The organism is Stenotrophomonas sp. Steno-Z10-BAI, assembly GCF_056393115.1.
On the sequence record NZ_JBWJOZ010000009.1, the window covers coordinates 54642 to 81484 of the forward strand.

Genomic DNA, 26843 nt, shown 5'->3' on the forward strand with positions numbered 1-26843 from the left:
TGCCCGGCGCGCGCCACAGGTAGAATGCCCGCATGAAAATCGCCTCCTGGAACGTCAACTCGCTCAACGTGCGCCTGCCGCACCTGGAACAATGGCTCACGGCGTTCGCGCCGGACGTGGTCGGCATCCAGGAAACCAAGATGGAGGACCACAAGTTCCCCGACGCGGTGCTGGCCGGGCTGGGCTACCGCAGCGTGTTTGCCGGGCAGAAGACCTACAACGGCGTCGCGCTGCTCTCCCGCGAGCCGGCGCAGGACGTGCAGATCGGCATTCCCGGTTTCGAGGATGAGCAGAAGCGTGCCATCGCCGGCACCGTCAACGGCGTGCGCATCATCAACCTGTACGTGGTCAACGGCCAGGACGTGGGCACCGACAAGTACGCCTACAAGCTGCGCTGGCTTGAGGCCGTGCATGCCTGGGTCGAGGCCGAGCTGGCCAGGTACCCGGAGCTGGTGGTGATGGGTGACTTCAACATCGCGCCCGATGCCCGCGACGTGCACGACCCGCTGGTCTGGAACGAGAACCACATCCTGACCTCCACCGCCGAGCGCGGTGCCCTGAACAAGCTGCTGAATCTGGGCCTGCACGATGCCTTCCGCCTGCACAGCGAGGAAGAGGGCGTGTTCAGCTGGTGGGACTACCGGGCGGCCGGCTTCCGTCGCAACCTCGGCCTGCGCATCGACCTGACCCTGGTCTCCGACGCGCTCAAGGCGCGCGCGCTGGGCTCGGGCATCGACCGTGAGCCGCGTACCTGGGAGCGCCCCAGCGACCACGCCCCGGCCTGGGTGCAGCTGGGCTGACTGCGGAAACAACAAGGCCCGGCAGTGCCGGGCCTTGTCGATCACACGTTGTACGTGCGTTCGTTACCGGACGCTTCGACGCGTAAACAGATTCACGATCGCGAGCAGGATCACGGCGCCGATCAACGAGTACAGGAAGGTGCGGATGGTGATCGCTTCATTGATGCCACCGCCGAAAAAGTAGCCGGCAATCAGCGCGCCGACGATGCCGACCACGATGTTCAGGATGATGCCCTGCTGTGCATCGCGCCGCATGATGATGCTCGCAAGCCAGCCCACGATACCGCCGACGATCAACCAGATGATGATGCCCATGACGTTGACTCCCAATAAGTGGATGGCACCGGGCCAGTTGACGGTACGTGCCGTGAAGTCACCGTGCAGTGCTCTTTTCGGGGTGTTCGCATGACCCTGCCGGCCACCCTGGACGGCCCGTGGCGCTTCGGCCCGGTCACGGTCTGGCGCCTGCCGCATGTGCCGGGCACCCGGGGCGAGCCTCAGGCCCGGGTGCTGCTGGCCGAGCAGCTGGGCGGGGCGCCGGAGGACCTGCCGCTGCAGCGCGACCCGCGCGGCCGGCCAGCGCTGCATGGCCCGTTGGCGCATGTCGGCACCGGCTGGAGCCACAGCCACGGGCAGTTGCTGGTCGCCCTCGGTGAAGGCGTCCGCCTCGGCGTGGACCTGGAGCCGCTGCGCCCGCGCCCACGGATGCTGGACATCGTGCAGCGCTTCTTCCACCCGGCCGAGATCGCCTGGCTGGAATCGCTGGACGAGAACGCCCGCAATCATTGGTTCTTCCGCGTGTGGTGCGCCAAGGAAGCGCTGTTGAAGGCGCAGGGGCAGGGCATCTCCTTCGGTCTGCACCGGCTGCAGCTCGCGCCCGGCATCGACGGTGGCCTGCACCTGGCCTGGTGTGATCCGGAACTGGGCCCGGCCGAGCGCTGGCACCTGCACGAGTGGCAGGCGGCCGATGATTTCCGCGCCGCGCTGGCCTGGCATGCGATGTGAGATGGGTAGCCGACCAACGGTCGGCTCTACCGACCTGCGATAATGGTGCCATGACAGAACACACCCTCCCCGCTGGCGTGGCCGATGCGCTTGAGCGCGGCCTGGCCGCCATGCAGCTGGACGCCGCGCTGGCACCACCGCTGCTGACCTACCTGACCCTGCTCGACCGCTGGAACCGCACCTACAACCTGACCGCCATCCGCGATCCGCTGGAGATGGTGACCCGCCATCTGCTCGATTCGCTGGCGATGCAGCCGTACCTGGAGACCGGCACCCTGGCCGATCTGGGCACCGGCCCCGGGCTGCCGGGCATCCCGCTGGCGATCGCGCGCCCGCAGTTGCAGGTGACCCTGGTCGAGAGCAACGGCAAGAAAGCCCGCTTCATGCGCGAGGCCGTGCGCCAGCTGGGCCTGGGCAACGCCCGCGTGGCCGAGTCGCGTGCCGAGTCGCTGACCGAACCGGCCGCCTACGACCATCTGACCGCCCGCGCGATGGATACCCTGGCCGGGATCATCCGGGTCGGTGGGCATCTGCTGCGCCCGGGCGGCCGCCTGCTGGCCATGAAAGGCGTGTACCCGCACGACGAGATCGCGCAGCTGCCGGCCGGCTGGTCGGTCGAGCAGGTGCTGCCCTTGAGCGTCCCTGGATTGACCGGCGAACGTCATCTGGTGGTGGTCACCGGCCCGTGAGCCGGTGACTTCGCTGCCCGCAGCGCCCGCCCCACGGACGTCCCGCCCCTTCCCGCGATGGCCCCATGCGGCGCCGCCGGCGTGCCCGTGGGCGTCGCTGCGGCATTGCGGCGCGTGCCTGCCGCGCATCTCACAGTGCATGACACGCCCCATATACGCATAATGACCAGTCCCACTCCCTGCCGATGAGGCTCACCCGCATGGCCCGCATCATCGCCATCGCCAACCAGAAAGGTGGCGTCGGCAAGACCACGACCGCCGTCAATCTGGCCGCCTCCCTGGCTGCTGCACCCAAGCGCGTGCTTCTTGTCGACCTCGATTCCCAAGGCAATGCGACCATGGGCAGCGGCGTGGACAAGCGCGAAGTCGCCGCCTCCACCTGTGACCTGCTGCTGGGCGAAAGCACCGCGGCCGAGGTCCGGGTCAAGACGCCGGAAGGTTTCGACCTGCTCCCGGGCAACATCGACCTGACCGCCGCCGAGATCCAGCTGATGGACCAGAGCGAGCGCGAGCAGCGCCTCAAGCGCGCGCTGGCCCCGATCCGTGACGAATACGACTACATCCTGATCGACTGCCCGCCGGCGCTGTCGCTGCTGACGCTCAACGCGCTGGCCGCCGCCGATTCGGTGATCGTGCCGATGCAGTGCGAGTACTACGCGCTGGAAGGCCTGAGCGCGCTGGTGGAAACCATCGAAGCGCTGCGTGCCAACCTCAATCCCGCGCTGGAGATCGAGGGGGTGCTGCGGACCATGTTCGATGTGCGCAACAACCTGGCCAACGCCGTGTCGGCCGAGCTGACCGAGCACTTCGGCGAGCAGGTGTTCCGCACCATCGTGCCGCGCAACGTGCGCCTGGCCGAGGCGCCCAGCCATGGCCAGAGCATCGTCGGGTACGACCGTGCCTCGCGCGGTGGCGTTGCCTATCTCGGCCTGGCCGGCGAGATCATCCGTCGCAACAACCAACGCAAGAAGGCCGACAAGGCCATGGAGACCGCCTGATGAGCACCAAGCCTGCCCTCGGCAAGAAACGCGGCCTCGGCCGTGGCCTCGACGCGCTGTTGGGGCCCAAGGGGGCGGTGACACAGGTGCAGGCGGCGGCCGTGGTCGAACCGCTGCCGGGTGAACGCCTGCGCAAGCTGCCGGTCGGTCATCTGCAGCCGGGCAAATACCAGCCGCGCCGCGACATGGACGAGACCAAGCTTGCCGAGCTGGCCGAGTCGATCAAGGCGCAGGGCGTGATCCAGCCGATCCTGGTCCGCCAGCTGGGCGCGGACAGCTTCGAGATCGTGGCCGGCGAACGCCGCTGGCGCGCGTCGCAGCTGGCCGGTCTGGATGAAGTACCGGTGGTGGTGCGCGAGCTGGAAGACCGCACCGTCATCGCGATGGCGCTGATCGAGAACATCCAGCGCGAAGACCTCAATCCGCTCGAAGAAGCTGAAGCGCTGCAGCGGCTGATCAGCGAGTTCGCCCTCACCCATGCCGAAGCCGCCCAGGCCGTCGGCCGCTCGCGCGCGGCGGTGTCCAACCTGCTGCGCCTGCTGGAGCTGCCGATCGCGATCCGCCTGCTGCTGGAAACCCGCCGGCTGGAAATGGGCCATGCCCGCGCGCTGCTCACCCTGGCACCGGAACTGGCCAGCAAGCTGGCCCAGGAAGCGGCCGACCAGGGCTGGTCGGTGCGCGAAGTGGAACACCGCGCGCAGCAGTTCGCTGCTGGCAAAGTGCCCGGCGCGCTGCGCAAGAAGCCCACCGCCGCCGCGCCGCAGGCCGATATCGCTTCGCTGGAAACCGAGTTGTCCGAGTCGCTGGGCGCCCGCGTGGCGATCGCCCATGGCCGTGGCGGCAAGGGCAAGCTGATCATCCATTACACCGACCTGGACACGCTGGATGGCGTGCTCGACCGACTTCGCGCACAGAAGGGCTGAGTCCCCCGCAGGCGTCAGAGGATTTCCCCCAACCAATGAACCCCACCAAGGTCGACCGCAACCATCTGTTGCGTCTGACCGACCTGCCGAATGTCGGGCCGGCCTGTGAGAAAGATCTCCGTCTGATCGGCATCCGCGTGCCAGCGCATCTGCGCGGTCGCGATGCCTACGACATGTACGCGCAGCTGTGTCTGCGCACCGGGGTGATGCACGACCCCTGTGTGATCGATGTATTTCTGTCGGTGCTGCGTTTCATGCAGGGCGAGGCGCCGCGGCCGTGGTGGGATTTCAGCAAGGAACGCAAGGCCACCTTGGCCAAGGAAGCGCCGCTCAGCCTCTGGTGAGGCGGGCCACCGGGATGCGCGGATCGCCACGCGTGCGTCCCGGCAAAACACTGTATTGATACGTGGCTGCATGACGGACAGACCCCATGACGATTCTCGTGACCGGCGCCGCCGGTTTCATCGGCGCCAACACCTGCAAGGCCCTGCTTGAGCGCGGTGAGCGCGTCGTCGGCCTGGACAACTACAACGATTACTACGATCCGCAGATCAAGCGCGATCGCGTGGCTGCGCTGTGCCCGGAGGCGGACATCCGCGTGCTCGACCTGACCGACCGCGACGGCCTGGCCGCGCTGTTCGACGAGGTCCAGCCGACCCGCGTCATCCACCTGGCCGCACAGGCCGGCGTGCGCTATTCGCTGGAAAACCCGCATGCCTACGTCGACAGCAACCTGACCGGCTTCGTCAACATGCTGGAACTGTGCCGCCATCGCGGCGTGGCCCATCTGGTGTACGCCTCGAGCAGCTCGGTGTACGGCGATTCGGCGACCCCGCCGTTTTCCGAAGACCAGCGCATCGACAAGCCGCGCTCGCTGTACGCCGCGACCAAGGCCGCCAACGAGCTGATGGCCTACACCTATGCCCAGCTGTATGGCCTGCACGCCACCGGCCTGCGCTTCTTCACCGTGTACGGCCCGTGGGGCCGCCCGGACATGGCACCGCTGCTGTTCTCGCGCGCGGTCCTGGCCGGGCGGCCGATCGACGTGTTCAACGACGGAAAAATGCAGCGCGACTTCACACATGTCTCCGACATCGTGGATGGCATCCTCGGCGCGCTGGCGCATCCGTCCAGCGAAACGGTGCCGCACCGGGTGTTCAACCTCGGCAACCACACGCCGATCGAGCTGGAGCACTTCATCGGCGTCATCGAGGCGGCGGCCGGACGCCCGGCGCAGAAGGTCTACAAGCCGATGCAGCCCGGCGACATGGTCCGCACCATGGCCGATACCACGCGTGCGCATGACGCTTTCGGCTATGAACCGGCGATGCCGATCGAGCGCGGTCTGCCGCCGGTGGTGGCCTGGTGCCGCGAGTATTTCGGCGATCACGCCTGACACACACGCGCCGATTCATCTTCGGATAACCTCGGGTGCGGAAAATGCGCGCTCTTTTTCGATCCTGGCCATTCGCAGAGCCCGACCATGAGCCAACCCCAGTTGTCGGTCGTCGTCCCGGTCTTCAATGAACGCGACAACGTCACGCCCCTGATCCACGAGATCACCACCGCACTGCGCGGGCAGGTCGATTTTGAAATCGTCTATATCGACGACCACTCGCGCGACGACACCCTGGCGGTGCTGCAGGCCCTGAAGGCCACCACGCCGGAGCTGCGGGTGCTGCACCACGTCACCCAGAGCGGGCAGAGCACCGCGGTACGCAACGGCGTCAAGCACGCGCGCGCGCCGTGGATCGCCACCCTGGATGGTGACGGCCAGAACGACCCGGCCGACATCCCCAAGCTGCTTGCGGCCCGTGCCGCGGCCGCCACCGAGGTCAAACTGTTCGCCGGGTGGCGGGTGAATCGCCAGGATTCGGGCAGCAAGCGCTGGGCCAGCAAGTGGGCCAACGCGATCCGCGCGCGCATGCTGCGCGACGATACCCCCGATACCGGCTGCGGCATCAAGCTGTTCGAGCGCGCTGCGTTCCTGGAGTTGCCGTACTTCGACCACATGCACCGCTACCTGCCGGCGCTGATGCAGCGGGCCGGCTGGAAGACCACCAGCGTGCCGGTCAATCACCGGCACCGCACCGCCGGGGTCTCCAAGTACAACAACCTCGGCCGTGCCCTGGTCGGCATCCGTGATCTGCGCGGGGTGGCCTGGCTGATCACGCGCAGCAAGCGCACCGTCGTGGAAGAACGCTGATGGAACTGCACTGGCTCGATCAGCCGCTCACCTGGCTGTACTGGACCGGCCTGCATGTGACCGGCTGGAAGCTGATCGGCTACACCGGCGCGCTGATGTTCGGCGGCCGCTGGCTGGTCCAGTTCGTGGCCTCGCGCCGCGCCGGCAAGCCGGTGATCCCGCGCCTGTTCTGGTACATGAGCGTGGTCGGCAGCCTGATGACGCTGAGCTACTTCCTGTTCTCGGCCAAGCAGGACTCGGTGGGCGTGCTGCAGAATCTGTTCCCGGCCTTCACCGCGTTGTACAGCCTGAAGCTGGATATCGCGCACCGTGGGTGGAAGCGGGACAAGGCGACGCACTAGGGTCGGGCAGGACCTTTGATCCATGCACCGCCCGCCGGCTTGGTGCCATGATCGAAGTTTGCCGTCCCTCGGGAACCCTTGACCGTGAAATCACCGCTCGTTGCTGCGCTGCTGCTCGCCCTGGCCCTTCCCGCCGGCGCTGCCCTGGCTGCTCCTCCGGCTGCCCCGGCTGCCGCCCCGGCCAGCCTGGCCACTGAAAGCCCTGCCGATGCGCAGTTCCGCGCAATCTACGAGAAGGAATGGGCCTGGCGCGAAGCCGGCGGCGGTGAGGCCAGCGAAGACGGTGACGGCCCGGCCAATGCCACCCGCATGCCCGATGTCGGCGCCGCCGCGCAGCAGGGCCGGTTGAAGGTCTGGGACGACGTCCTGGCCCAGCTGGACAAGCTCGACACCCAGGCGCTCTCGGCCGAGAACCGCATCAACTACGCGATCTACCGCGACCAGGTGTTCAACCTGGCTGCCGAGGTGCGCCTGCGCGCCTACGAAATGCCGTTCAACGCGGACTCCTCGTTCTGGTCCAACCTGTCCTTCATGGCCCGGCGCGAGATGAAGACCGCGCAGGACTACCGCAACTACATCGCACGCCTGAACGATGTGCCGCGCTACTTCGAGCAGCAGACCGAGAACATGCGTGCCGGCCTCAAGCGCGGTTTCAGCGTGCCGCGTGCGGTGCTCGATGGCCGCGAGGTGTCCATCGCCACCGTGTCCGAACTGAAGGACCCGACCCAGTCGCCGCTGTACGCCCCGTTCAAGAAGCTGCCGGCCAGCATCCCGGCCGCCGAGCAGGCACAGCTGCAGGAACAGGCCCGCCAGGCCATCGGCGGCAGCGTGGTGCCGGCGTTCGCCAAGCTGCGCACCTTCTTCGTCAGCGAGTACGTGCCGCGGGCGCGCACCACCCTGGCCGCCGAGGCGATGCCGGGCGGCAAGGCGTACTACAAGCAGCAGATTCACGAATACACCACGCTGGACCTGACCCCGCAGCAGATCCACGAGATCGGGCTGAAGGAAGTCGCACGCATCCAGGCCGAGATGAACGGCATCATCCAGCAGGTCGAGTTCAAGGGCAGCTTCGCCGAGTTCCTGACCTTCCTGCGTACCGATCCGCAGTTCTACGCCAAGACCCCGGATGAGCTGCTGCATCGTGCGGCGTGGATCTCCAAGCGCGTGGATGGCGTGATCGGCAAGTACATGACGCTGCCGCGCGCGCGCTTCACCATCGTGCCGGTGCCGCCGGACATCGCCCCGTTCTGGACCGCCGGCCGCGGCGGCATGGGCACCTACTGGCTCAACACCTACAACCTGCCGGCGCGGCCGCTGTACAACCTGCCGGCGCTGACCCTGCATGAGTCCGATCCGGGCCATGCCCTGCAGGGCGCGCTGGCGGCAGAGCAGGGCGAGCAGCCCGCGTTCCGCCGCAACAACTACATCTCCGCCTATGGCGAAGGCTGGGGCCTGTACTGCGAGAAGCTCGGCGTGGAGATGGGCATCTACGAAACGCCGTACGAGGATTTCGGCCGCCTGACCTACGAAATGTGGCGCGCCGCGCGTCTGGTGATCGATACCGGCGTGCACCACAAGGGCTGGACCCGCGAGCAGGCGCTGTCCTACCTGCGCGACCACACCGCGCTGAGCGAGCACGAAGTGACCACCGAAGTGGATCGTTACATTTCCTGGCCGGGTCAGGCGCTGAGCTACAAGCTCGGTGAGATCGCGATCGTGCGCCTGCGCGCGCAGGCCGAGCAGGAGCTGGGCGACCGCTTCGACGTCAAGGCCTTCCACGACGCCGTGCTCAGCCAGGGCTCGGTGCCGCTGCCGGTGCTGGAGGCGCAGATCCAGGCCTTCATCGCCCAGCGCAAGGCCGCCGCCAGCTGAGGTGCGCGGGGCCGGCCATCGTGCCGGCCCCGGCCAACGTGAACCAAGCGGCCGGGCTGCGATTGTGTAACGGCTTCACGCCCGGCTACCCTGCGGGCCATGTTCCGTCGTGCCCGCCCGCGTCCGTCCCTGCTGCTCCGCCTGCTGATGCTGGTGGTGGTCGGTGTGGGCGTGTTCGGCAGCTCGCTGGCCTCGGCCCTGGCCGATATCCACCTGACCGTGCACGCAGACAGCAGCGAGCTGCACGGCACGGCCGATGACACGGCCGGCGCTGCATCCAGCGACGACGACGGCAACGAAGACTGGCTGCATGCCCTGGTGCATTGCGGCCACTGCCATGGCCATGGCGGCGTGCTGCCGATGGCCGCGATGGCCTGGAGTCTGCCGGCGGCCCCCAGCCATGGGGTCCCTGCCGGGTTGATCGCGCAACTGCGCACCCAACCGCCCGAGAACCTGCTGCGTCCTCCGATAGCGATCTGATGCCCTGCGGCCGCGCGCCGCCGTTTGCCCTCTGATCGCTTTCTGGAGACTCCCATGTGGATGCGTCTGGCAGCCTTGGCTGCCATTGCGTTCGTGCCGTGCGTGTACGCACAGGGCACGACACCTGCTGCACCGTTGACCCTCGACGACGCCATCGCGCGCGTCGCCCAGTACCACCCCGACCTGCGCCTGGCGCAGGCCCAGCGCCCGGTGTGGGAAGCCCGCCGTGACGCGGCCGGCCTGTCGCCCCCTTTGACCGTGGGCGTGGAGCTGGAGAACGCACTCGGCAGCGGTGATACCCGCGGCTTCGATGCCGCCGAAGTCACCGTCACCCTGGCCGGCGTGCTGGAACGCGGTGGCAAGCTGGATGCCCGCCGCGCCGTGGCCCAGGCCAACCTGGACAGCCTGGCCCCGCAGCGCGAAACCGCGCGCCTGGACCTGATGGCCGAGGTCGCCCGCCGCTACCTGGCAGTGACCGACGCGCGCCAGCAGCTGCGCATTGCCGAGACCGATATCGAGCAGCGCAGGCGCGCCGTCGCCGCCGCGCGGCTGCGCCTGCAGGCCGGCGCCTCGCCCGAATCGGTGCTGCTGACCGCGCAGGCGATGTTGGCCCAGGCCGAACTGGACCGCGATCGCGCCCAGCAGATGGATCAGTCCGCACGTGCGTCGCTGTCGGCGTTGTGGCGCCAGCGCGAGCCCGGTTTCGACGTGGTCACCGGCGATCCGATGCAGCTGCCCGCGCTGCAGGACTTCGCCGTGCTCGCCGAGGAACTGCAGCGCACCCCGGAACTGGCGGTGCTGGCCGGTGAGCGCCGCATCCGCGAAGCGCAGGTGCAGCTGGCCCGCACCCAGGCACGGCCCGATGTCAGCTGGCAGGTGGGCGTGCGCAACAGCCGCGATACCCGCGACACCTCCCTGGTGGCCGGTTTCAGCCTGCCGCTGGGCAGCGTGCGCCGTGCCGACCCGGAGATCCGCGCGGCCGAGGCCGAACTGGCACTCAACAGCGTCGAGCGCGACGCGCGCGCGCTGCAGCTGTACGCCACCCTCGCCGAAGCGCACGGCCGCTACCTGACCTCGCGGCTGGAAGTCACCCGCATGGCGCGCGACGTGCTGCCGCAGCTGCAGCGTGCCGAGAACGCTGCCGAGAAGGCCTGGCGTGCCGGCGCGATCAGTTACATGGAATGGGCGCAGCTGCAGGCGATGCGGATCGACGCACGCCAGCGCCAGCGTGAGGCGGCCATCGCCGCACAGACCGCCCTGATCGAACTCCAGCGCCTGACCGGCCAGAGCATGGTCGCCGCAACCGACACCGTGTCCCCGGAGGACCGCCGATGACCCTTTTCCAGACCCGTACCGCGCTGGCCGCCAGCCTGTTGATCGCGCTGATGGCGCTCACCGGCTGCGGCAGCAGTGACCCCGCTGCGGCGCCGGCCGAGGCGGCCGCGACGGACGCCGGCCATGGCGAGGCCGGGCATGACGATGATCATGACGATCACGATGCACCGGAAAGCACCACCATCACCGCGGCCATGGCCGAGCAGGCGGGCATCCGCGTGGCACCTGTCGTCGCCGGCACCATTGCCGACGAGCACGACGTGCAGGGCCTGCTGACCCCGGTCGATGGCCGCGTCGCGCAGGTGATGGCGCGCTTCCCCGGTCCGATCCGTTCGCTACGCGCCAATGTCGGCGACCGCGTGCGCGCCGGTCAGGTGCTGGCCAGCATCGAGAGCAACCTGAGCCTGACCACCTACACCGTGACCGCACCGATCGGTGGCGTGGTGCTCGCGCGCCAAGCGCAGGTGGGTGGAGTGGCGGGCGAGGGCACGCCGTTGTTCGAGGTCGGCGATCTGTCCACGCTGTGGGTGGACCTGCATATCTTCGGCAACGACACCCAGCACATCACCGCCGGCGTGCCGGTCACTGTGTCACGCATGACCGACGGCGTGAGCCAGGCCACCACGCTGGAACGCGTGCTGCCCGGCACCGCCACCGCCAGCCAGAGCACGGTCGCCCGCGCCACGCTGCGCAACGATGACGGCCAATGGCGGCCCGGTGCCGCGGTCAAGGCGCGCATCGTGGTGGCCACCACGCCGGCCGCACAGGTGGTGCCGCTGAGCGCGTTGCAGACGATGGATGGCAAGGACGTGGTGTTCGTGCGCGAAGGAGATACCTACACCGCGCGTGCGGTGACCCTGGGTGCGCGCGATGCGGGCAGGGTCGAAGTACTCAGCGGCCTGACCGTCGGCGAAGACGTCGTGGTCGAGCAGAGCTACGTGGTCAAGGCCGACATCGGCAAGGCAGGGGCATCGCATGAACATTGACGTGCTGCCGCGCCCCGCATCCGGAGGGCGCCACCATGCTTGAGCGCATCATCCGCGCCGCCATCGCCCATCGCTGGTTGATGATGGCCCTGACCCTGGTGCTGATCGTCATCGGCAGCTGGAGTTTCACCCAGCTGCCGATTGACGCCACCCCGGACATCACCAACGTCCAGGTGCAGATCAATACTGCGGCCCCCGGCTACTCGCCGCTGGAAACCGAACAGCGCATCACCTACCCGGTGGAGACGGTGATGGCCGGCCTGCCGGCGATGGAGCAGGCACGCTCGCTGTCGCGCTACGGGCTCTCGCAGGTGACCGTGGTCTTCAAGGACGGCACCGACATCTACTTCGCCCGCCAGCAGGTCGCCGAACGCCTGCAGCAGGTCAAATCGCAGATTCCCGAGGGCCTGGATCCGCAGCTGGGACCGATCTCGACCGGCCTCGGCGAGATCTTCATGTACACCATCGATGCCGATCCCAAGGCACGCAAGGCCGATGGCACGGCGTACACCGCCACCGACCTGCGCACCCTGCAGGATTGGGTGATCCGGCCGCAGCTGCGCAACGTGCCCGGCGTGACCGAGGTCAACACCATCGGTGGCTTCCAGCGCCAGGTGCACATCACCCCGGATCCGGCGCGGCTGCGCGCGCTGGGCTTCACGTTGGAGGACGTGGCGCAGGCGGTGGAGACCAACAACCAGAACGTCGGCGCCGGCTACATCGAACGCAACGGCCAGCAGTTCCTGGTGCGCATTCCCGGCCAGGTCGCCAACCTGGAGGAGATCGGCAACATCGTGCTGGCCCGCCGCGAAGGCGTGCCGATCCACGTGCACGACGTCGCCCAGGTGCAGGACGGACCGGAGCTGCGCAGTGGTGCGGCCACCCAGAACGGCCATGAAGTGGTGATGGGCACCGTGGTGATGCTGATCGGGGCCAACAGCCGCGACGTCGCCCAGGCCGCGGCGGCGCGTCTGCAGCAGGCACAGGCCAGCCTGCCGGAGGGCGTCACCGTCACCGCCAGCTATGACCGCACCGCGCTGGTCGACCGCACCATCGCAACGGTCGCAAAGAACCTGATCGAAGGCGCCTTGCTGGTGATCGTGGTGCTGTTCCTGCTGCTCGGCAATTTCCGCGCGGCGTTGATCACGGCCGCGGTGATTCCGCTGGCGATGCTGTTCACGCTGACCGGCATGGCCCGTGGCGGCGTCTCGGCCAACCTGATGAGCCTGGGGGCGCTGGATTTCGGCCTGATCGTCGACGGGGCGGTGATCATCATCGAGAACTGCCTGCGCCGCTTCGGCGAACGCCAGCACGCGCTCGGCCGCGACATGACCCGCGATGAACGCTTCGCCGAAACCGCCAGCGCCACCGCGGAGGTGATCCGCCCGAGCCTGTTCGGGCTGGGCATCATCACCGCGGTGTACCTGCCGATCTTCGCGCTCACCGGCGTGGAAGGAAAAATGTTCCACCCGATGGCGATCACCGTGGTGCTGGCCCTGACCGGTGCGATGGTGCTGGCACTGACCTTCGTACCCGCCGCGATCGCGCTGTTCCTCGGCGGCCGCGTGCAGGAGAAGGAAAACCGCCTGATGGCCTGGGTGCGCCGGCGCTATGAACCGATGCTGGCCTTTGCCCTGCGGCGCGGCCGCTGGATGGTCGCCGGTGCGCTGGTGCTGGTGATCGGTTGTGGACTGCTGGCCACGCGGCTGGGCAGTGAGTTCGTGCCGAACCTGGACGAAGGCGATGTCGCCATGCACGCCATGCGCATCCCCGGGACCAGCCTGACCCAGTCCATCGAGATGCAGAAACAGATCGAGAACCGGCTGGTGCAGTTCGCCGAGGTGGACAAGGTGTTCTCCAAGATCGGCACGCCGGAGGTCGCCTCCGACCCGATGCCGCCATCGGTCGCTGATACCTTCATCATGATGAAACCGCGCAAGGCCTGGCCGGATCCACGCAAATCGCGTGCGGCACTGCTGGCCGAGCTGGAGGAGGCGGTCGAGCAGCTCCCCGGCAACAACTACGAGTTCACCCAGCCGATCCAGATGCGCACCAACGAGTTGATCTCCGGCGTGCGTGCCGACGTGGCGGTGATGCTGTTCGGCGACGATCTGGACACGCTGCTGTCGGTCGGCAAGCGGATCGCGGCGGTGGTCGGCACGGTGCCGGGCGCGGCCGACGTGCGGGTGGAGGAAACCAGCGGCCTGCCGCTGCTGACCGTCACCCCCAACCGCACCGCGTTGGCCGGGTATGGCTTGAACCCGGGCCAGGTGCAGTCGACTGTGGCCACCGCGGTGGGCGGCCAGGTGGCAGGGCAGTTGTTCGAAGGCGACCGTCGTTTCGACATCGTGGTACGCCTGCCTGAAGCACTGCGCCAGGATCCGGCCGCACTGGCGGACCTGCCGGTGTCGCTGGAACCCGCGCTTGCGGATGCGGCCGATGAATCCAGCAGAGCAGGCAGCTGGACCAGTGGCAGCGCACGCACGGTGCCGTTGCGTGAGCTGGCGACCTTGAGCAACAGCGAAGGGCCGAACCAGATCAACCGTGAGAACGGCAAGCGCCGGATCGTGGTCACCGCCAACGTGCGCGACCGCGACCTCGGCGGGTTCGTCGGCGAGCTGCAGCAGACGATCGGGCGCGATGTGCAGGTGCCCAACGGCTACTGGATCGAGTACGGCGGCAGCTTCGAGCAGCTGATCTCGGCCAGCCAGCGCCTGTCGATCGTGGTGCCGGTGACGCTGGCGATCATCTTCGCACTGCTGTTCTGGGCGTTCGGCTCGGTCAAGGATGCGGCCATCGTGTTCAGTGGCGTGCCGCTGGCGCTCACCGGCGGCGTGCTCGCGCTGGCCCTGCGGGGCATTCCGCTGTCGATCTCGGCCGGCGTGGGCTTCATCGCGCTGTCCGGTGTGGCGGTGCTCAACGGTCTGGTGATGATCAGCTTCGTGCGCAGCCTGCGCGAGCACGGCATGCCGTTGCCGCAGGCGGTGCGCGACGGTGCCCTGGGCCGGCTGCGCCCGGTGCTGATGACCGCGCTGGTGGCCTCGCTCGGCTTCGTGCCGATGGCCTTCAACGTCGGCGCGGGCTCAGAGGTGCAGCGTCCGCTGGCCACCGTGGTGATCGGCGGCATCGTCTCGTCGACGTTGCTGACCCTGCTGGTGCTGCCGGTGCTGTACCGGTGGCTGCACCGGAAGGACGCCGCCGCACCGGTCGCTGGGTAGCACGGGGTCGTCGGGCGCTGCCCGACCGTTGGTCGGGTGAACCCGCAGGCGGCACGCCATCCGCCGTGCACGCCATGGTCGCGGTCATCGAGGTGACAGATACGCCTCGATCGCCGCGACGCCAGCGGCCACGCCGTCTTCGACCGTCATCGCCCGGCCAAGCGCGACGGCACGCGAGCGCGTGTCGGCCCGCTCGGCAACGGCAATGGCACTGGCCAGCCGGGCGGCGTTCAACCGCTTCGGCGACAGTGCTGCCGGTGCCACGCCCAGCACGTGCAGCCGATCTGCCCAGAAGAACTGGTCGGCGGCGAACGGCATCACCAGCGAGGGCGCACCGGCACGGCAGGCCGAATGCGTGGTGCCGCTGCCGCCGTGATGGATGATCAGCGCGCAGCGCGGGAACAACGCCTCGTGCGGGGTCGGCCCGATCACGAACACGTTGGGCGGCAGGGGAGCACTGGGCAGCCCGGCCCAGCCGGGGAACAACAGCACCCGCCGCGGCGCCAAGGCCGCCAGCAGCGCGGGTAGCACCTGGTCGCGATCAAAGCCGGTCATGCTGCCGAAGCCGAGGTAGACCGGGGCGGGGCCGGCGTCCAGGAAGGCCTGCAGATCCGGCGGCGGCTTCCAGCCACGCTCGGGTGCGCGCCACTGGCCGCAGATCTGGTGGTTGTCCGGCCAGTCCGGCGGCGGTGGCAGCAGCCTGGGCGAGATGCCGTACAGCATCGGCAGATCCCGCCAGGGGGAGGCGCGCCTCGGCATCCCCAGTGCCTTGCGGGCCGCGTTGATCGGGCGGCGGAAGGTACGCCACACCGCGTGGTTGACCAGGGTGTAGCTCAGCCGGTTGAGCCCCCCCGGCAAGCGCAGCCGGGGCAGGAACGGGGAGGGGAAGCTGGCCGTTGGGGTCAGCGGGATCATCCCGGTGCCGATCACCGGCAGCCCGTGGTGCTCGGCCACGGTCAGGCCGACGAAAGCGGCCAGCCCGCCGGTCAGCACGGCATCGCATCCGGCGGCAGCGGCATCGGCCTGACGCATCCAGCCGGGCACGTGCCGTTGCGCCATCCGCGCCAGACCCCGCGAGGCGGCGAGACGGGCGTTACCGCGCGAGACCAGCGCCACCACCTCGTCATGGATGTCGCCCTCCAGCGCGGCATGCGGGACGCCCAGCTCGCGCGCGCTGCCCAGCGTGCCGCGCTCGGCCAGCAGCAGCACCTCATGGCCCGCGGCGATCAATCCATGGCAGAGCATCACCAGCGGGCGGGTGTCGCCTTCGGTGCCGTAGGTCAGGGCGAGCAGCTTCATGGGCGGTGCTTCGGGAAGACGGCATGCCAGGTCATTGCGGGGATCTTCATGCGGGCTGTCCTTCTCAGGTGCCCAGCCTAGCGCAGGCACCGGTGACGACCGCATCGTTCACGCGCGCATCGCATTGGAACGGCACGGCATCTCTGCTACTTTCCGCCTCGGAACGACCGCGCTCGCGGTGTCGCAGGAAGCAGGGAATGGCTCGCAATCTGTTGTTTGGCAAGGAGGCCGCTACCGCGGGCCTGTCTGTCGCCACGCGCTCTCAGGCACGCACCACCACGCTGGGTGCGGCCTCGCTCGACAGCCGCCTCCGGCAGAAGCGATCGCCCGCGTACGTGCAGGCCATGACCAGGGTCGATGTCGGCGGTCACGTGCACGATCGCGACGCATTGGCGGCGCTGAAGCAGCTGGTCGCCGCGGAGCTCGGCGAGATCGCCCTGGAGGATCGCCTGCTCGGCATCGTCAGCCGTTGCATGCTGGGTCATCCCTATGAGGTCCATACACTGGACATGACCGGGCAGATCATCGAGCACTTCAAGATCGGCCACACCCTGCCGCTAACGCTCGAACGGGCACGCGCGCTGGCCCTGCATCCGTCCTACGCCTTCATCGAGGTGTACGCGAACCGGATGGTCACCGTCAGCGACTCCGGCCAGACCGCCGTCATCGAAGGAACGACATGAGCACACAACGCATCATCCATATGGCGGACCTGTCCGCCATCAACAGCAGCCTGCGCTCGCTGGGGCAGGATCTGGACGCTTTGCATACCCAGGCCCACGCGATCCAGAGCGATGTGGGTGCCACCCGCAGCGAACTGGCGCGCCTGGAAAAGGCGTTCATGGATTTCGTCGCGGCGGACCTGAAAGCCAAGGAACTGTCGCTGGCCGAAACCCGGCAGGTGAAGATCCGCCAGGAGCTGGAAAACCGGTTCGGCCACTACGCCGAGGTCCGCCGCCAGACCACCGGCATCCTGCAGGCGGCCGACATCAGCCTGGTCCGGCAGGACACCATCCGTGCCGCCAGTGAGAACCTCATGCTGGCGGCGCCCGGCTACTGGCTGGCCCCGGCACTGGTGGCGCTGGCCGCGTGGCTCAATGACCAGCAGGATCTGGCGCAGCGTGCGCTGGCCGAGGCCATCCGTCGCGATGACGAGAAAACCAGCCTGCTGTTCTCTCTCGTCAGCCGCCGCGCGGGTCGCCTGTCGGCCGCCCAGCAGTGGATGGACCGTTATCTGGGCATGCAGAACCCGGTGGAACTGGACCGCCAGACCGTGGTGCTGATCGACGCGATCGCCGGCGGTGTGTTCGGCGTGGAGACCGCCCGCATCTGTGTGGCCCGCACCAATGAATGGATCGAAGAACTGGCCCAGCGGGCCGGCTTCGTGGAGGCCCAGCGCAGCCAGTGGATCGACGCGCTGCGCTCCAAGACCCCCAATGGCGACGACAGCGCCCGCTACCCGCACCTGCAGCGCTTCAGCCCGACCTGGCCGGCCCTGCAGGACTCGCTCAATGCCACGGCGACCCACGCGGCCGTCACCCGGCATTTCCAGAGTGTGTTCAGCGGCGATGTACGTGCCACGGCCGGGCTGGCGGCGGATGTGGATGCGCTGCTGACCAAGCTGGTCTCGCACTTCGATGCCGAAGAGCTGCCGCTGCGGCGCGATGAGGCCCTGTGCAAGCTGATCATCGATGAGAACGGTGACCGCCCCGTGGCCGACCGTCGCTTCCAGCTGCAGGACCCGGCACTGGAGCACCGCATCAGCTTCACCCAGTTGCTCACCAACGCTGCGATGCATCCGGAAACCTCGCAGGCCTCGCGCGCCACCCAGCGCTTTGCCACCGCCCAGTCGCGCAGCTGGATTCTGGAAGCGCACCAGGATCTCACTGCCAGCATCCGCCAGGCGATCCCGACCGAGGTGGAGGTCACGCTGGATGCCTGGCAGGGCAGCACCCGCGATGGCAGCAACCAGGTTGAATTGGAGACCTCGCTCAATGCGCACGTTGACACCGGGCTGGCCCAGGCGCTGGCCGGCGTGAAGCTGCGCTTCCAGCATTGGGCTGTCCTGGTGCTGGGTGTCCTGCTGCTGGTGATGACCATTGGCAACGTCATCGGCATGGTGATCGCCGCGCTGATGCTGCTCTGGGTCGGGATGGCCTACAAGAATCTGGAAAAGACCCGCGAAACGGTCCGTGCCGACTTCGCGCGCCAGCGTGAGCAACTGCAGAACGCGCTCAAGGCCTGCATGGCCGAAGTCGTGGAAGTGCGGCGTGATCTCGCCGCGCGCGATGCCCAGTCTGCCGAGTTGACCGCGTTGCTGGAGTCGATCACGCCCGAGCAGTTCACCCTTGGCGGTCATGACACTACCCGCCGCATTCTTGCCGCCACCGCTGAGGCCCGACCATGACCCGTTCCCTGCTCGATGCTTCCGCCGTGCCGCCGCCGCTGCCCGCCCAGGACGCCCTTCCACCGCCGCTGAACAACGCCGCGGTGGCCGCGCCGCCAATCACCGTTGCCGCCCCGGATGCGCTCGCCGGCGCCCTGCCTGGCTGGGACCTGCTGCCGAAGACCGGTTTCGTACGCCGCAAACGCGCCTCGCACGGATGACACTGCCGGTTCCGCGGACCTATGCCGAATGGAGCCAGGTCCTGGATGCGTTCAGCGAAGGGGGGCGCGAAGCCGAGGCGCTCGCGGCCATGGCAGCCGGGCGGCTGGACTGGACGCCCGGCGTGGCGCAGTTGTTCACCGACCGGGTGACCACGCTGCTCGACCTGCGGCTGAAGCAGTGCAGCGCTCGTCTGCAGCGCGATCTGGGGGCTCGGGCCGATGAAGTGACCCTGGTGCGCGCGCTGCTGGACGCGCGTCGGCATTTCAGCGTGCTGCATCAGCTGGCCTCGCTGGCGACGCTGCCTGAATCGCTGCGCGCGTTCCTGCGCGATGAACTGGTCCGCATCACCGCCAGGATGCAGGCCGACCTGGAAGCCAACGCACGCACGCTGCGCTGCGACCGCACCCTGCGCGCGGTGCGCTACAACAGCCTGTGCCACTACCGGCCAGCCGCGCTGGATGCTGCCGCGCCGCCGCCACTCCCGTCTGCTTCACCTGCCGATGGCCCCGCTGTAGCGGGCCGCCGGCGAACCTTGATGATCTGAATCCATGAGCGATACCCGCGAGTTCCATGCCACGCTGACCCGCTACCTGAAAGCGCGCGTGCCCTTCATCTCCATCCGCAGCACCGAACGCGCGCGGGTGCTGGATATCCTGCGTGATGTGGCCGGTGCGCTGAGTGCGCCGTTCTACGTACACACGCTCTCGCAGGGAACGCGCGAGCTGGCGACAGGGCGGATCGTCAACGAAGACCGCTCGGTCATCGGCGCGGTCGACTTCGCCAGCCAGCAGATGGCGCAGCGGCAGAACCTCAGTTTCGTGTTGACCGAAGTGTCCGACCTGGAGGACGACACGCCCTCGGCGCGGCAACTGATCGATGTGGCGATGCTGGCGGCCGACCACGGCGGCTCGCTGGTCGTGGTCACCAGCAAACCGGTGTTCGGCCAGCTGCAGCGCCTGGGGATGTCGCTGGTGCTGTCGCCGCCCACCGAAGACGAGATGGCGGCGATCATTCACGAACAGATCGATCCGTACCGCAGCCAGTTCCAGATCGAGTGGGACGACGCCGACATCCGCCAGGCGGCGGCCATCCTGGCCGGCATCTCGCGGTTGGAGGCGGAGAACATCATCGCCACGCTGCTGGTCAACGGGCGTATCGACAAGAATGATCTGGTCGAGTTGATGCACGCCAAGGACCGCATCTTCGCCGACATTTCCGGCATCGAGCGCGTGCCGGTGCGCGGGGGCGATCTGAGTGTGGGTGGCCTGGGTGGCCTCAAGAGCTGGCTGGCACGCGAACGGCCGTTGCTGACCGCTGATCTGCGCGAGCGCGGCATCCGTCCGCCGCGAGGCGTGCTGCTGGTCGGCGTACCGGGCTGCGGCAAATCGCTGTCGGCCAAGGCCATTGCCCAGGACTGGCAGTTGCCGCTGTACCGCCTGGACCTGTCCACCATCCACGGCCAGTACCTGGGCCAGAGCGAAGGCCGCCTCAAGGAAGCGCTTGCCACGGCGGATCACGTGGCGCCCTGCGTGCTGTGGATCGACGAGATCGAAAAGGGCCTGGCCGGTGCCACCGGGGGCGGCGACGGCGGCACCTCGACCCGTCTGGTCGGCCAGTTCCTGTACTGGCTGCAGGAAGCCCGTACTCGTGTGTTCGTGGTGGCAACCGCCAACGATGTGTCCAAGCTGCCCCCGGAGCTGCTGCGCCGGGGCCGGTTCGACGAGCTCTTCTTCGTCGACCTGCCGACCGCGCCGGAACGCCGCGACATCATCGGCATCTACGCCCGCCGGGGCCTGCAGCAGCGCGAACTGGCGCCGGCGCTGCTCGACGAGCTGGTCGAACTGTCCGAGGGCTTTGCCGGTTCGGACCTGGAATCGGCGGTGCGTGAGGTGGTGAAAGAGGCCTACCTGAAGGGCGATGCCGTGGTCACCGATGCGCTGTTCCGGCGCAGTTTCCAGAACGTGGTGCCGTTGTCGCGGACCGCACCGGAGCAGATCGAGAACATCCGCGCCTGGGGCCGTGAACGGGCGGTGCCGGCCTCGGGCGAGCCGATCGCGGCCAGCACCCCGGCCGCCGGGCGGCCGCGCCGCGCCGTTCTGGCATGAGCGACCGGGCCGGCAGGCCCTGCCGGCCTCGGTTGCGCCATCAGGGCCAAGCGGGCATAATGCGCGGCTCGCTGTGTCCAAAAACCTTTGGATCGGCGGCCGGGAACACGTCATCCGGCCCGCCCTCGACAGCGTAACCCTTTGATTCTCATGACGTGTGGCGGGAAACCGCCGAGGCCGCCGTCGCCCGGGCTATGGGCTGACAACTACTTTTATCGAGGTGCGCAATGTCCCGCGTATGCCAAGTTTCCGGCAAGCGAGTGCAGACGGGTAACAACGTCTCGCACGCCAACAACAAGACCCGTCGTCGTTTCCTGCCCAACCTGCACGAGCGCCGCTTCTGGGTTGCCAGCGAAAACCGCTGGGTCAAGCTTCGTGTTTCCGCGCATGCCCTGCGCACCATCGACAAGAACGGTATCGACTCCGTTCTGGCTGAGCTGCGTTCGCGCGGCGAAAAGGTCTGAGGAGTAAACGATCATGGCAGGCAAGCGCGATAAGATCCGTCTGATTTCGACGGCCAACACTGGCCACTTCTACACGACGGACAAGAACAAGAAGAACACCCCCGGGAAGATGGAATTCCTGAAGTACGATCCGGTCGTGCGCAAGCACGTCCTGTACAAGGAAGGCAAGATCAAGTAATCCGCAAGGGTTCTTGAGCTTCCCGACGAAAAACCCGCCCTCGTGGCGGGTTTTTTGTTGCCCCGGCGCTGCACGGTGCCGGGCCGCAGCGGCTGCACCGGTCACCCCGGCGGCACAGCCGCCCATGGCAGAATGCGGTTCCCCTCCCGACGGGCGACGCGATGCTGTTCGAGTGGCTGCTGGGTTCGTGGTTGTTGATGCTGGATTGGCTGATCCGGCTGGCCGCGCTGTTGTGGATTCCCAGCCGCACCACGCCCGGTGCCGCGCGCAGCTGGTTGCTGCTGGTCGGCTTCGTGCCGCTGCTCGGGCTGCCGCTGTATCTGCTGTTCGGCCACCCGTGGCTGTCGCGCCAGCGCGTGCAGCGCCAGGCCGAGGCCTCCCAGGTGATCCGCGAGGAGCAGGCCCTGCAGCCGCCGCTGCGCTGGACGCCCCCACCGGAGACGGCCACCGCCGAGATCGTGCCGCTGATCGAGCGCCAAGGCGATTTCATGCCCATCCACGGCAACGCGGTGGATCTGCTCAATGATTACGACGCCTCGCTGCAGGCCCTGATCGAAGACATCGACCAGGCACGCGAGCGTGTGCACCTGCTGTACTACCTGATGTTCGACGATGCCGTCGGCGAGGCCATCGTGCAGGCGCTGCAGCGGGCCGCCGCACGCGGGGTGCACTGCCGCGTGCTGCTGGATGCAGTGGGGGCCAAGCGTGGGCTGCGCCACTACCGCCACCGTCTCCAGGCCCTCGGCGTAGATGTGCGCGCGATGCTGCCCGGTGGGCTGCGCTGGCGCCGCAGTGGCCGCATGGACCTGCGCAACCACCGCAAGATCGCGGTGATCGACAACCGCGTCGGCTACATCGGCTCACAGAACCTGGCGCGCGCGCAGTTTGTCGCCGGGTTCCCGAACAAGGAGCTGGTCGCGCGCGTGCGCGGGCCGGTGGTGGCGCACCTGGAAGCGGTGTTCGCCAGCGACTGGTACATGGAAACCGGGCAGCGCCTGGATGTGCTCACCGCGGTGCCGGTATGTTCGGCCGATGTGCCGACCCAACTGCTGCCCAGTGGCCCGGCGTACCCCTTCAGCAACGCGCGCGATGCGGTGAACGCGCTGATCCATCTGGCGCGCCGGCGCATCGTGCTGGTCACGCCGTACTTCGTGCCGGATGAGGCGACCCTGAGTGCGCTGCGCATCGCGGCGCTGTCCGGCGTGCAGGTGCAGCTGATCCTCTCGGCCAGTACCAACCAGCGGTTGACCTCCTGGGCGCAGGAGGCCTACTACGATGAGCTGCTGCGCAGCGGCGTGCGCATCGCGCTGTACGAGCCTCACTTCCTGCATGCCAAGCACCTGACCGTCGATGAAGACATCGCCCTGGTCGGCTCGATCAACCTGGACATCCGCTCGTTCGCGCTCAATGCCGAGATCGGCATGCTCTGTTACGACGCCGGCATGGTGCGCCAGCTGGCGCAGATCGAAGCGGACTATCTGGAACAGTCCCGTCCGCTCGATCTGGCGACGTGGCGCCAGCGGCCGGCGTGGAAGCGCAGCCGCGAAGGCATCGCACGGCTGGCCGATGCGTTGATGTAGCCCGCTGTGACGCACGTGGACAGCCGGTCCACGCGCATCGCCTACAATCGATGCATGACTGCGTCCGATACCCACCGCCAGTGTGATCTGGCCATCGTCGGCGGCGGCGCTGCCGGCGTCCTCGTCGCGCTGCAGGCCCTGCGCCATGCTGCGCGACCGTCACGCATCGTGCTGTTCGAGCCGGCTTCGGCGCTGGCCGAAGGCATCGCCTACGCCACGCCTTGGCCTGAGCACCTGCTCAACGTGCCGGCCGGCAAGATGAGCGGGCTGCCCGATCAGCCTGCGGATTTCCTGGATTACCTGATCGACAGCCAGGCGATTGCCGAGGTACCGCGCGAGGTGCTGGCGGACCAGTTCGTGCCGCGCCGCCATTTCGCCGCTTACCTGCGTGAGCGCCTGGAACAGGCGTGCGAGCGCAGCGTGGCGGCGCTGGAGGTGGTCGAGCAGCCGGTGTTCGGGCTGGAGCCGACCGGCCACGGCGTACAGCTGCGGCTCGACGATGACGTGACGTGGCGCGCGCAGCGCGTGGTGTTGGCCTGTGGCAACAGCATGCGTCCGCTGCCGGTACCCGGTGCCGACGCACTGCCGCCCGCGCAGGCGGTGGAGGCCTGGGACTACGACGGCGTGCGTGTGCTGGCCGGCGACGACGACCTGGCCATCGTCGGCTCGGGCCTGAGCATGGCCGACAGTGTGGTCGCCCTGGCCGCCGCCGGTCACCGCGGGCGCATCTACGTGCTGTCGCGCCATGCGCTGCTGCCGTTGCCACACGCCCACGGCGCGGCGGTCACCTTCGATCCGCAGCCGCTGCTGCCGATGTCGCTGCGCCAGCGCGTGCGGGAGCTGCGCGCGCAGGCCGATGCCGCCGTGGCACAGGGAATCCCCTGGCAGAGCGTGATGGACCGCATCCGGCCGATGGGCCAGGCGTTGTGGCTGAGCCTGGGCGAGGCCGACCAGCGCCGTTTCCTGCGTCACGTGGTGCGCTATTGGGACGTGCACCGCCACCGCATCGCCGAATCGGTGCATGCCCAGGTCAGCGAACTGGAGCGCAGCGGCCAGCTGCAGCGCCACCGGGCCCGGCTGGATACGCTGCTGGTGCAGGAAAGTGGGTTGCAGCTGCACGGCCGCAGCCCGGACGGTGGCCTGCCGCCCCTGACCGTTGGCGCGGTGATCAACGCCACCGGGGTGGAGACCCGCGCGCTGTCCATGCGCAATCCGCTGATCCAGCAGCTGCTGGCGGACGGGCATGCCCGCCCGGGCCCGCACGGCCTTGGGCTGGAGACCACGGTGGACGACGGTGCCCTGATCGATGGCCATGGCCAGCCGCAGCCCGCGATCCGGGTGATCGGCAGCCTGCGCATCGGCACCCTGTGGGAGAGCCTGGCGATTCCGGAACTGCGCGTGCAGGCCGAACAGGCCGCACGCGGCTGAACCCGTTCGATCCGGGCGCCGGGTAACGGCCCGGAGCGCCCCGCCCGAGGGTAAAATGGGGACATGGATGTTTCCCACTTGCTCGACGGGTTGAACCCCGCCCAGCGCGAAGCTGTGTCCGCCCCGCCCGGCCACCATCTGGTGCTTGCCGGTGCCGGTTCCGGCAAGACCCGCGTGCTTATCCACCGCATCGCCTGGCTCAATGAAGTCTGCGGCGTGCCGACCCATGGCATTTTTGCGGTGACCTTCACCAACAAGGCCGCCGGCGAGATGCGTCACCGCATCGACCTGCAGCTGTCGCAGGGCAGCCGAGGTGCCTGGATCGGCACCTTCCACGGCCTGGCTCATCGCCTGCTGCGCCTGCATTTCCAGGACGCCAAGCTGCCCGACAGCTTCCAGGTGATGGATTCGGACGACCAGCTGCGGCTGGTCAAGCGCGTGGTCCAGCAGCTGGAGATCGATGACGGCAAGTTCCCGCCGAAGCAGATCGCCTGGTGGATCAACGAGCAGAAGGACGAGGGCCGTCGCCCGCAGCATATCCAGCCCGAGCCGCATGACGCGTGGCTGGAAACCATGCGCCAGGCGTATATCGCCTATCAGGAGCGCTGCGACCGCGCCGGTCTGGTCGATTTCGCCGAGCTGCTGCTGCGCGCGCATGAACTGCTGCGCGACAACCCGGCGCTGTTGGCGCACTACCGCTCGCGCTTCCGCGAAATCCTGGTGGACGAGTTCCAGGACACCAACGCCATCCAGTACGCCTTCGTGCGCGTGCTGGCTGGCGATACCGGTCACGTGTTCGTGGTCGGCGACGACGACCAGGCCATCTACGGCTGGCGCGGCGCCAAGGTCGAGAACGTCCAGCGCTTCCTGAAGGATTTCCCGGGTGCGCAGACCGTCCGCCTGGAGCAGAACTACCGTTCCACCGCCAACATCCTCGGTGCGGCGAATGCGGTGATCGCGCACAACCCGGACCGTATCGGCAAGGAGTTGTGGACCGACAGCGGCGACGGTGATCCCATCGATCTGTACGCGGCCTACAACGAGATGGACGAGGCGCGTTACGTGGTCGAGCGCGCGCGCCAGTGGGTGCGCGATGGTGGCAGCTACGGCGACGTCGCCGTGCTCTACCGCAGCAATGCACAGTCGCGTGCCTTCGAAGAAGCGCTGCTCTCCGAGCAGGTGCCGTACCGCGTGTACGGCGGCATGCGCTTCTTCGAACGTGCCGAAATCAAGGATGCGCTGGCGTACCTGCGGTTGATGACCAACCGCAACGATGACGCCGCCTTCGAGCGTGCGGTCAACACGCCGGCGCGTGGTATCGGCGACCGCACCCTGGATGAAGTGCGCCGCTTGGCCCGTACCCACGCGATCTCGCTGTGGGAGGCCACCATGCTGACCACCCAGGGTAATACGCTCGCTGCACGTGCACGCAACGCGCTGGCCGGCTTCCTGGTGCTGGTCAACCAGCTCCAGGCCGAAGCCGACACGATGACCCTGGCCGAACGCATCGACCACGTGCTGATGCGCTCGGGCCTGCGTGAGCACTGGTCCAAGGAAAGCCGCAACGCGCTGGATTCGGAATCGCGCGCCGACAACCTGGACGAACTGGTCTCGGTGGCCTCGCGCTTCGTGCGTCGCGAAGATGACGTCGAAGAAACCCAGGACATGAGCGAGCTGGTCGCCTTCCTCGCCTACGCCTCGCTGGAGGCCGGCGAAGGCCAGGCCCAGGCCGGCGAAGAAGGCGTGCAGCTGATGACGCTGCATGCCGCCAAAGGCCTGGAGTTCCCGCTGGTGTTTCTGGCCGGCATGGAAGACGGCCTGTTCCCGAGCGCGCGCTCGCTCGAAGAAAGCGGCCGGCTGGAAGAAGAACGTCGCCTGGCGTACGTGGGCATCACCCGCGCGCGCCAGAAGCTGGTGCTCTGCTACGCCGAATCGCGCCGTATCCATGGCCAGGACAACTACAACGTGCCCTCGCGCTTCCTGCGCGAGATCCCGCGTGAGCTGGTGAACGAAGTGCGCCCCAAGGTGCAGGTCTCGCGCGGCACCTCGCTGGGCGCCAACCGGGTGATGGGCCACGCCGCGCTGGAAGCACCGCCACTCAAGCTCGGTGCGATGGTCAACCATCCCAAGTTCGGCGAAGGCATGGTCACCGACTACGAAGGCAGCGGCCAGCACGCCCGCGTGCAGGTCGAATTCATCGAGGCCGGCAGCAAGTGGCTGGTGATGGCGTATGCCAATCTGACGGTGCTCTGAGCAGCGCTCGTCATCCGGTAGTGCCGGCCGCTGGCCGGCAGCTGCCTGCTGCGGCGTTGTCGGGAGCCGGCCAGC

26 protein-coding genes are annotated in these 26843 nt (G+C 68.1%); 24 read left to right on the forward strand and 2 right to left on the reverse strand.

Annotated features, from left to right (window positions below):
* The first annotated feature begins 32 nt into the window (after positions 1-32).
* Positions 33-800 carry an exodeoxyribonuclease III gene (xth, locus tag AC06E9_RS18000; protein ID WP_121040964.1) on the forward strand — a complete coding sequence of 256 codons (768 nt, stop codon included), beginning with the start codon at positions 33-35 and terminating at the stop codon, positions 798-800.
* 63 nt (positions 801-863) lie between these two features.
* Here xth and AC06E9_RS18005 read toward each other — a convergent pair whose 3' ends face one another.
* Positions 864-1115, reverse strand: a complete 252-nt coding sequence (locus tag AC06E9_RS18005) for a GlsB/YeaQ/YmgE family stress response membrane protein (RefSeq protein WP_121040962.1) — start codon at positions 1113-1115, stop codon at positions 864-866.
* Between the two features lie 90 nt (positions 1116-1205).
* Between AC06E9_RS18005 and AC06E9_RS18010 the strand changes: the two genes are divergently transcribed.
* From AC06E9_RS18010 to AC06E9_RS18070, 13 genes are all read left to right on the forward strand, one after another.
* Entirely contained in the window at positions 1206-1805 is a 600-nt protein-coding gene (locus tag AC06E9_RS18010; RefSeq protein WP_152152065.1) for a 4'-phosphopantetheinyl transferase family protein, read from the forward strand.
* Between the two features lie 50 nt (positions 1806-1855).
* Positions 1856-2494 (forward strand): 16S rRNA (guanine(527)-N(7))-methyltransferase RsmG, encoded by a 639-nt coding sequence (rsmG, locus tag AC06E9_RS18015; RefSeq protein WP_478056551.1) that lies wholly within the window; start codon positions 1856-1858, stop codon positions 2492-2494.
* Positions 2495-2694: 200 nt separating this feature from the next.
* Positions 2695-3492, forward strand: coding sequence for a ParA family protein (locus AC06E9_RS18020; RefSeq protein WP_019185613.1), 798 nt, complete (start codon positions 2695-2697; stop codon positions 3490-3492).
* The gene (locus tag AC06E9_RS18025; RefSeq protein WP_121040956.1) at positions 3492-4415 is read left to right on the forward strand and encodes a ParB/RepB/Spo0J family partition protein; all 924 of its coding nucleotides are present in this window, start codon (positions 3492-3494) and stop codon (positions 4413-4415) included. The genes AC06E9_RS18020 and AC06E9_RS18025 overlap by 1 nt, the downstream gene beginning before the upstream one ends.
* 35 nt (positions 4416-4450) lie before the next feature.
* Positions 4451-4759: a helix-hairpin-helix domain-containing protein gene (locus AC06E9_RS18030; RefSeq protein ID WP_019185615.1), complete on the forward strand. Its 309-nt coding sequence runs from the start codon at positions 4451-4453 to the stop codon at positions 4757-4759.
* 86 nt (positions 4760-4845) lie between these two features.
* Complete coding sequence (locus AC06E9_RS18035) at positions 4846-5811, forward strand: SDR family NAD(P)-dependent oxidoreductase (RefSeq protein WP_121040953.1); 966 nt, start codon at positions 4846-4848, stop codon at positions 5809-5811.
* A gap of 87 nt (positions 5812-5898) precedes the next feature.
* A complete protein-coding gene (locus tag AC06E9_RS18040) occupies positions 5899-6621 on the forward strand; it encodes a glycosyltransferase family 2 protein (RefSeq protein ID WP_152152068.1) in 723 nt (240 codons plus the stop codon).
* A complete protein-coding gene (locus tag AC06E9_RS18045; protein WP_121040949.1) occupies positions 6621-6962 on the forward strand; it encodes a lipid-A-disaccharide synthase N-terminal domain-containing protein in 342 nt (113 codons plus the stop codon). Before AC06E9_RS18040 ends, AC06E9_RS18045 begins: the two co-directional genes overlap by 1 nt.
* 84 nt (positions 6963-7046) lie before the next feature.
* Positions 7047-8834, forward strand: coding sequence for a DUF885 domain-containing protein (locus tag AC06E9_RS18050; protein WP_121041343.1), 1788 nt, complete (start codon positions 7047-7049; stop codon positions 8832-8834).
* A 99-nt stretch (positions 8835-8933) separates the two neighbouring features.
* Positions 8934-9314: a DUF2946 family protein gene (locus AC06E9_RS18055; RefSeq protein WP_121040947.1), complete on the forward strand. Its 381-nt coding sequence runs from the start codon at positions 8934-8936 to the stop codon at positions 9312-9314.
* A gap of 54 nt (positions 9315-9368) precedes the next feature.
* Positions 9369-10649, forward strand: a complete 1281-nt coding sequence (locus AC06E9_RS18060) for a TolC family protein (protein ID WP_478056552.1) — start codon at positions 9369-9371, stop codon at positions 10647-10649.
* A complete protein-coding gene (locus AC06E9_RS18065; protein WP_121040943.1) occupies positions 10646-11635 on the forward strand; it encodes an efflux RND transporter periplasmic adaptor subunit in 990 nt (329 codons plus the stop codon). The genes AC06E9_RS18060 and AC06E9_RS18065 overlap by 4 nt, the downstream gene beginning before the upstream one ends.
* 35 nt (positions 11636-11670) lie before the next feature.
* Positions 11671-14853 carry an efflux RND transporter permease subunit gene (locus AC06E9_RS18070; RefSeq protein ID WP_478056553.1) on the forward strand — a complete coding sequence of 1061 codons (3183 nt, stop codon included), beginning with the start codon at positions 11671-11673 and terminating at the stop codon, positions 14851-14853.
* A gap of 84 nt (positions 14854-14937) precedes the next feature.
* On the opposite strand, the gene AC06E9_RS18075 is transcribed toward AC06E9_RS18070, so the two are convergent.
* On the reverse strand, positions 14938-16152 hold the full coding sequence (locus AC06E9_RS18075) for a glycosyltransferase (protein WP_478056554.1): 1215 nt from the start codon (positions 16150-16152) through the stop codon (positions 14938-14940).
* Between the two features lie 197 nt (positions 16153-16349).
* Here AC06E9_RS18075 and AC06E9_RS18080 point away from each other — a divergent pair, with 197 nt between their 5' ends.
* The 10 genes from AC06E9_RS18080 to uvrD all read left to right on the forward strand — a co-directional run bounded on the left by AC06E9_RS18080 (position 16350) and on the right by uvrD (position 26768).
* On the forward strand, positions 16350-16835 hold the full coding sequence (locus AC06E9_RS18080) for a hypothetical protein (protein WP_121040937.1): 486 nt from the start codon (positions 16350-16352) through the stop codon (positions 16833-16835).
* Positions 16832-18559: a hypothetical protein gene (locus AC06E9_RS18085; protein WP_121040935.1), complete on the forward strand. Its 1728-nt coding sequence runs from the start codon at positions 16832-16834 to the stop codon at positions 18557-18559. Before AC06E9_RS18080 ends, AC06E9_RS18085 begins: the two co-directional genes overlap by 4 nt.
* Entirely contained in the window at positions 18556-18759 is a 204-nt protein-coding gene (locus AC06E9_RS18090) for a hypothetical protein (protein ID WP_121040933.1), read from the forward strand. Before AC06E9_RS18085 ends, AC06E9_RS18090 begins: the two co-directional genes overlap by 4 nt.
* A complete protein-coding gene (locus AC06E9_RS18095) occupies positions 18756-19304 on the forward strand; it encodes a hypothetical protein (RefSeq protein ID WP_282262203.1) in 549 nt (182 codons plus the stop codon). Before AC06E9_RS18090 ends, AC06E9_RS18095 begins: the two co-directional genes overlap by 4 nt.
* A gap of 4 nt (positions 19305-19308) precedes the next feature.
* The gene (locus tag AC06E9_RS18100; RefSeq protein ID WP_121040929.1) at positions 19309-20865 is read left to right on the forward strand and encodes an AAA family ATPase; all 1557 of its coding nucleotides are present in this window, start codon (positions 19309-19311) and stop codon (positions 20863-20865) included.
* A 227-nt stretch (positions 20866-21092) separates the two neighbouring features.
* Positions 21093-21329, forward strand: coding sequence for a 50S ribosomal protein L28 (gene rpmB, locus AC06E9_RS18105; RefSeq protein WP_019185625.1), 237 nt, complete (start codon positions 21093-21095; stop codon positions 21327-21329).
* 10 nt (positions 21330-21339) lie between these two features.
* The gene (rpmG, locus tag AC06E9_RS18110; RefSeq protein ID WP_172407465.1) at positions 21340-21507 is read left to right on the forward strand and encodes a 50S ribosomal protein L33; all 168 of its coding nucleotides are present in this window, start codon (positions 21340-21342) and stop codon (positions 21505-21507) included.
* 161 nt (positions 21508-21668) lie between these two features.
* A complete protein-coding gene (cls, locus tag AC06E9_RS18115; RefSeq protein ID WP_121040927.1) occupies positions 21669-23087 on the forward strand; it encodes a cardiolipin synthase in 1419 nt (472 codons plus the stop codon).
* 36 nt (positions 23088-23123) lie between these two features.
* On the forward strand, positions 23124-24515 hold the full coding sequence (locus tag AC06E9_RS18120; RefSeq protein ID WP_478056568.1) for an FAD/NAD(P)-binding protein: 1392 nt from the start codon (positions 23124-23126) through the stop codon (positions 24513-24515).
* Between the two features lie 63 nt (positions 24516-24578).
* The gene (gene uvrD / locus AC06E9_RS18125; protein ID WP_478056555.1) at positions 24579-26768 is read left to right on the forward strand and encodes a DNA helicase II; all 2190 of its coding nucleotides are present in this window, start codon (positions 24579-24581) and stop codon (positions 26766-26768) included.
* Positions 26769-26843 lie beyond the last annotated feature (75 nt).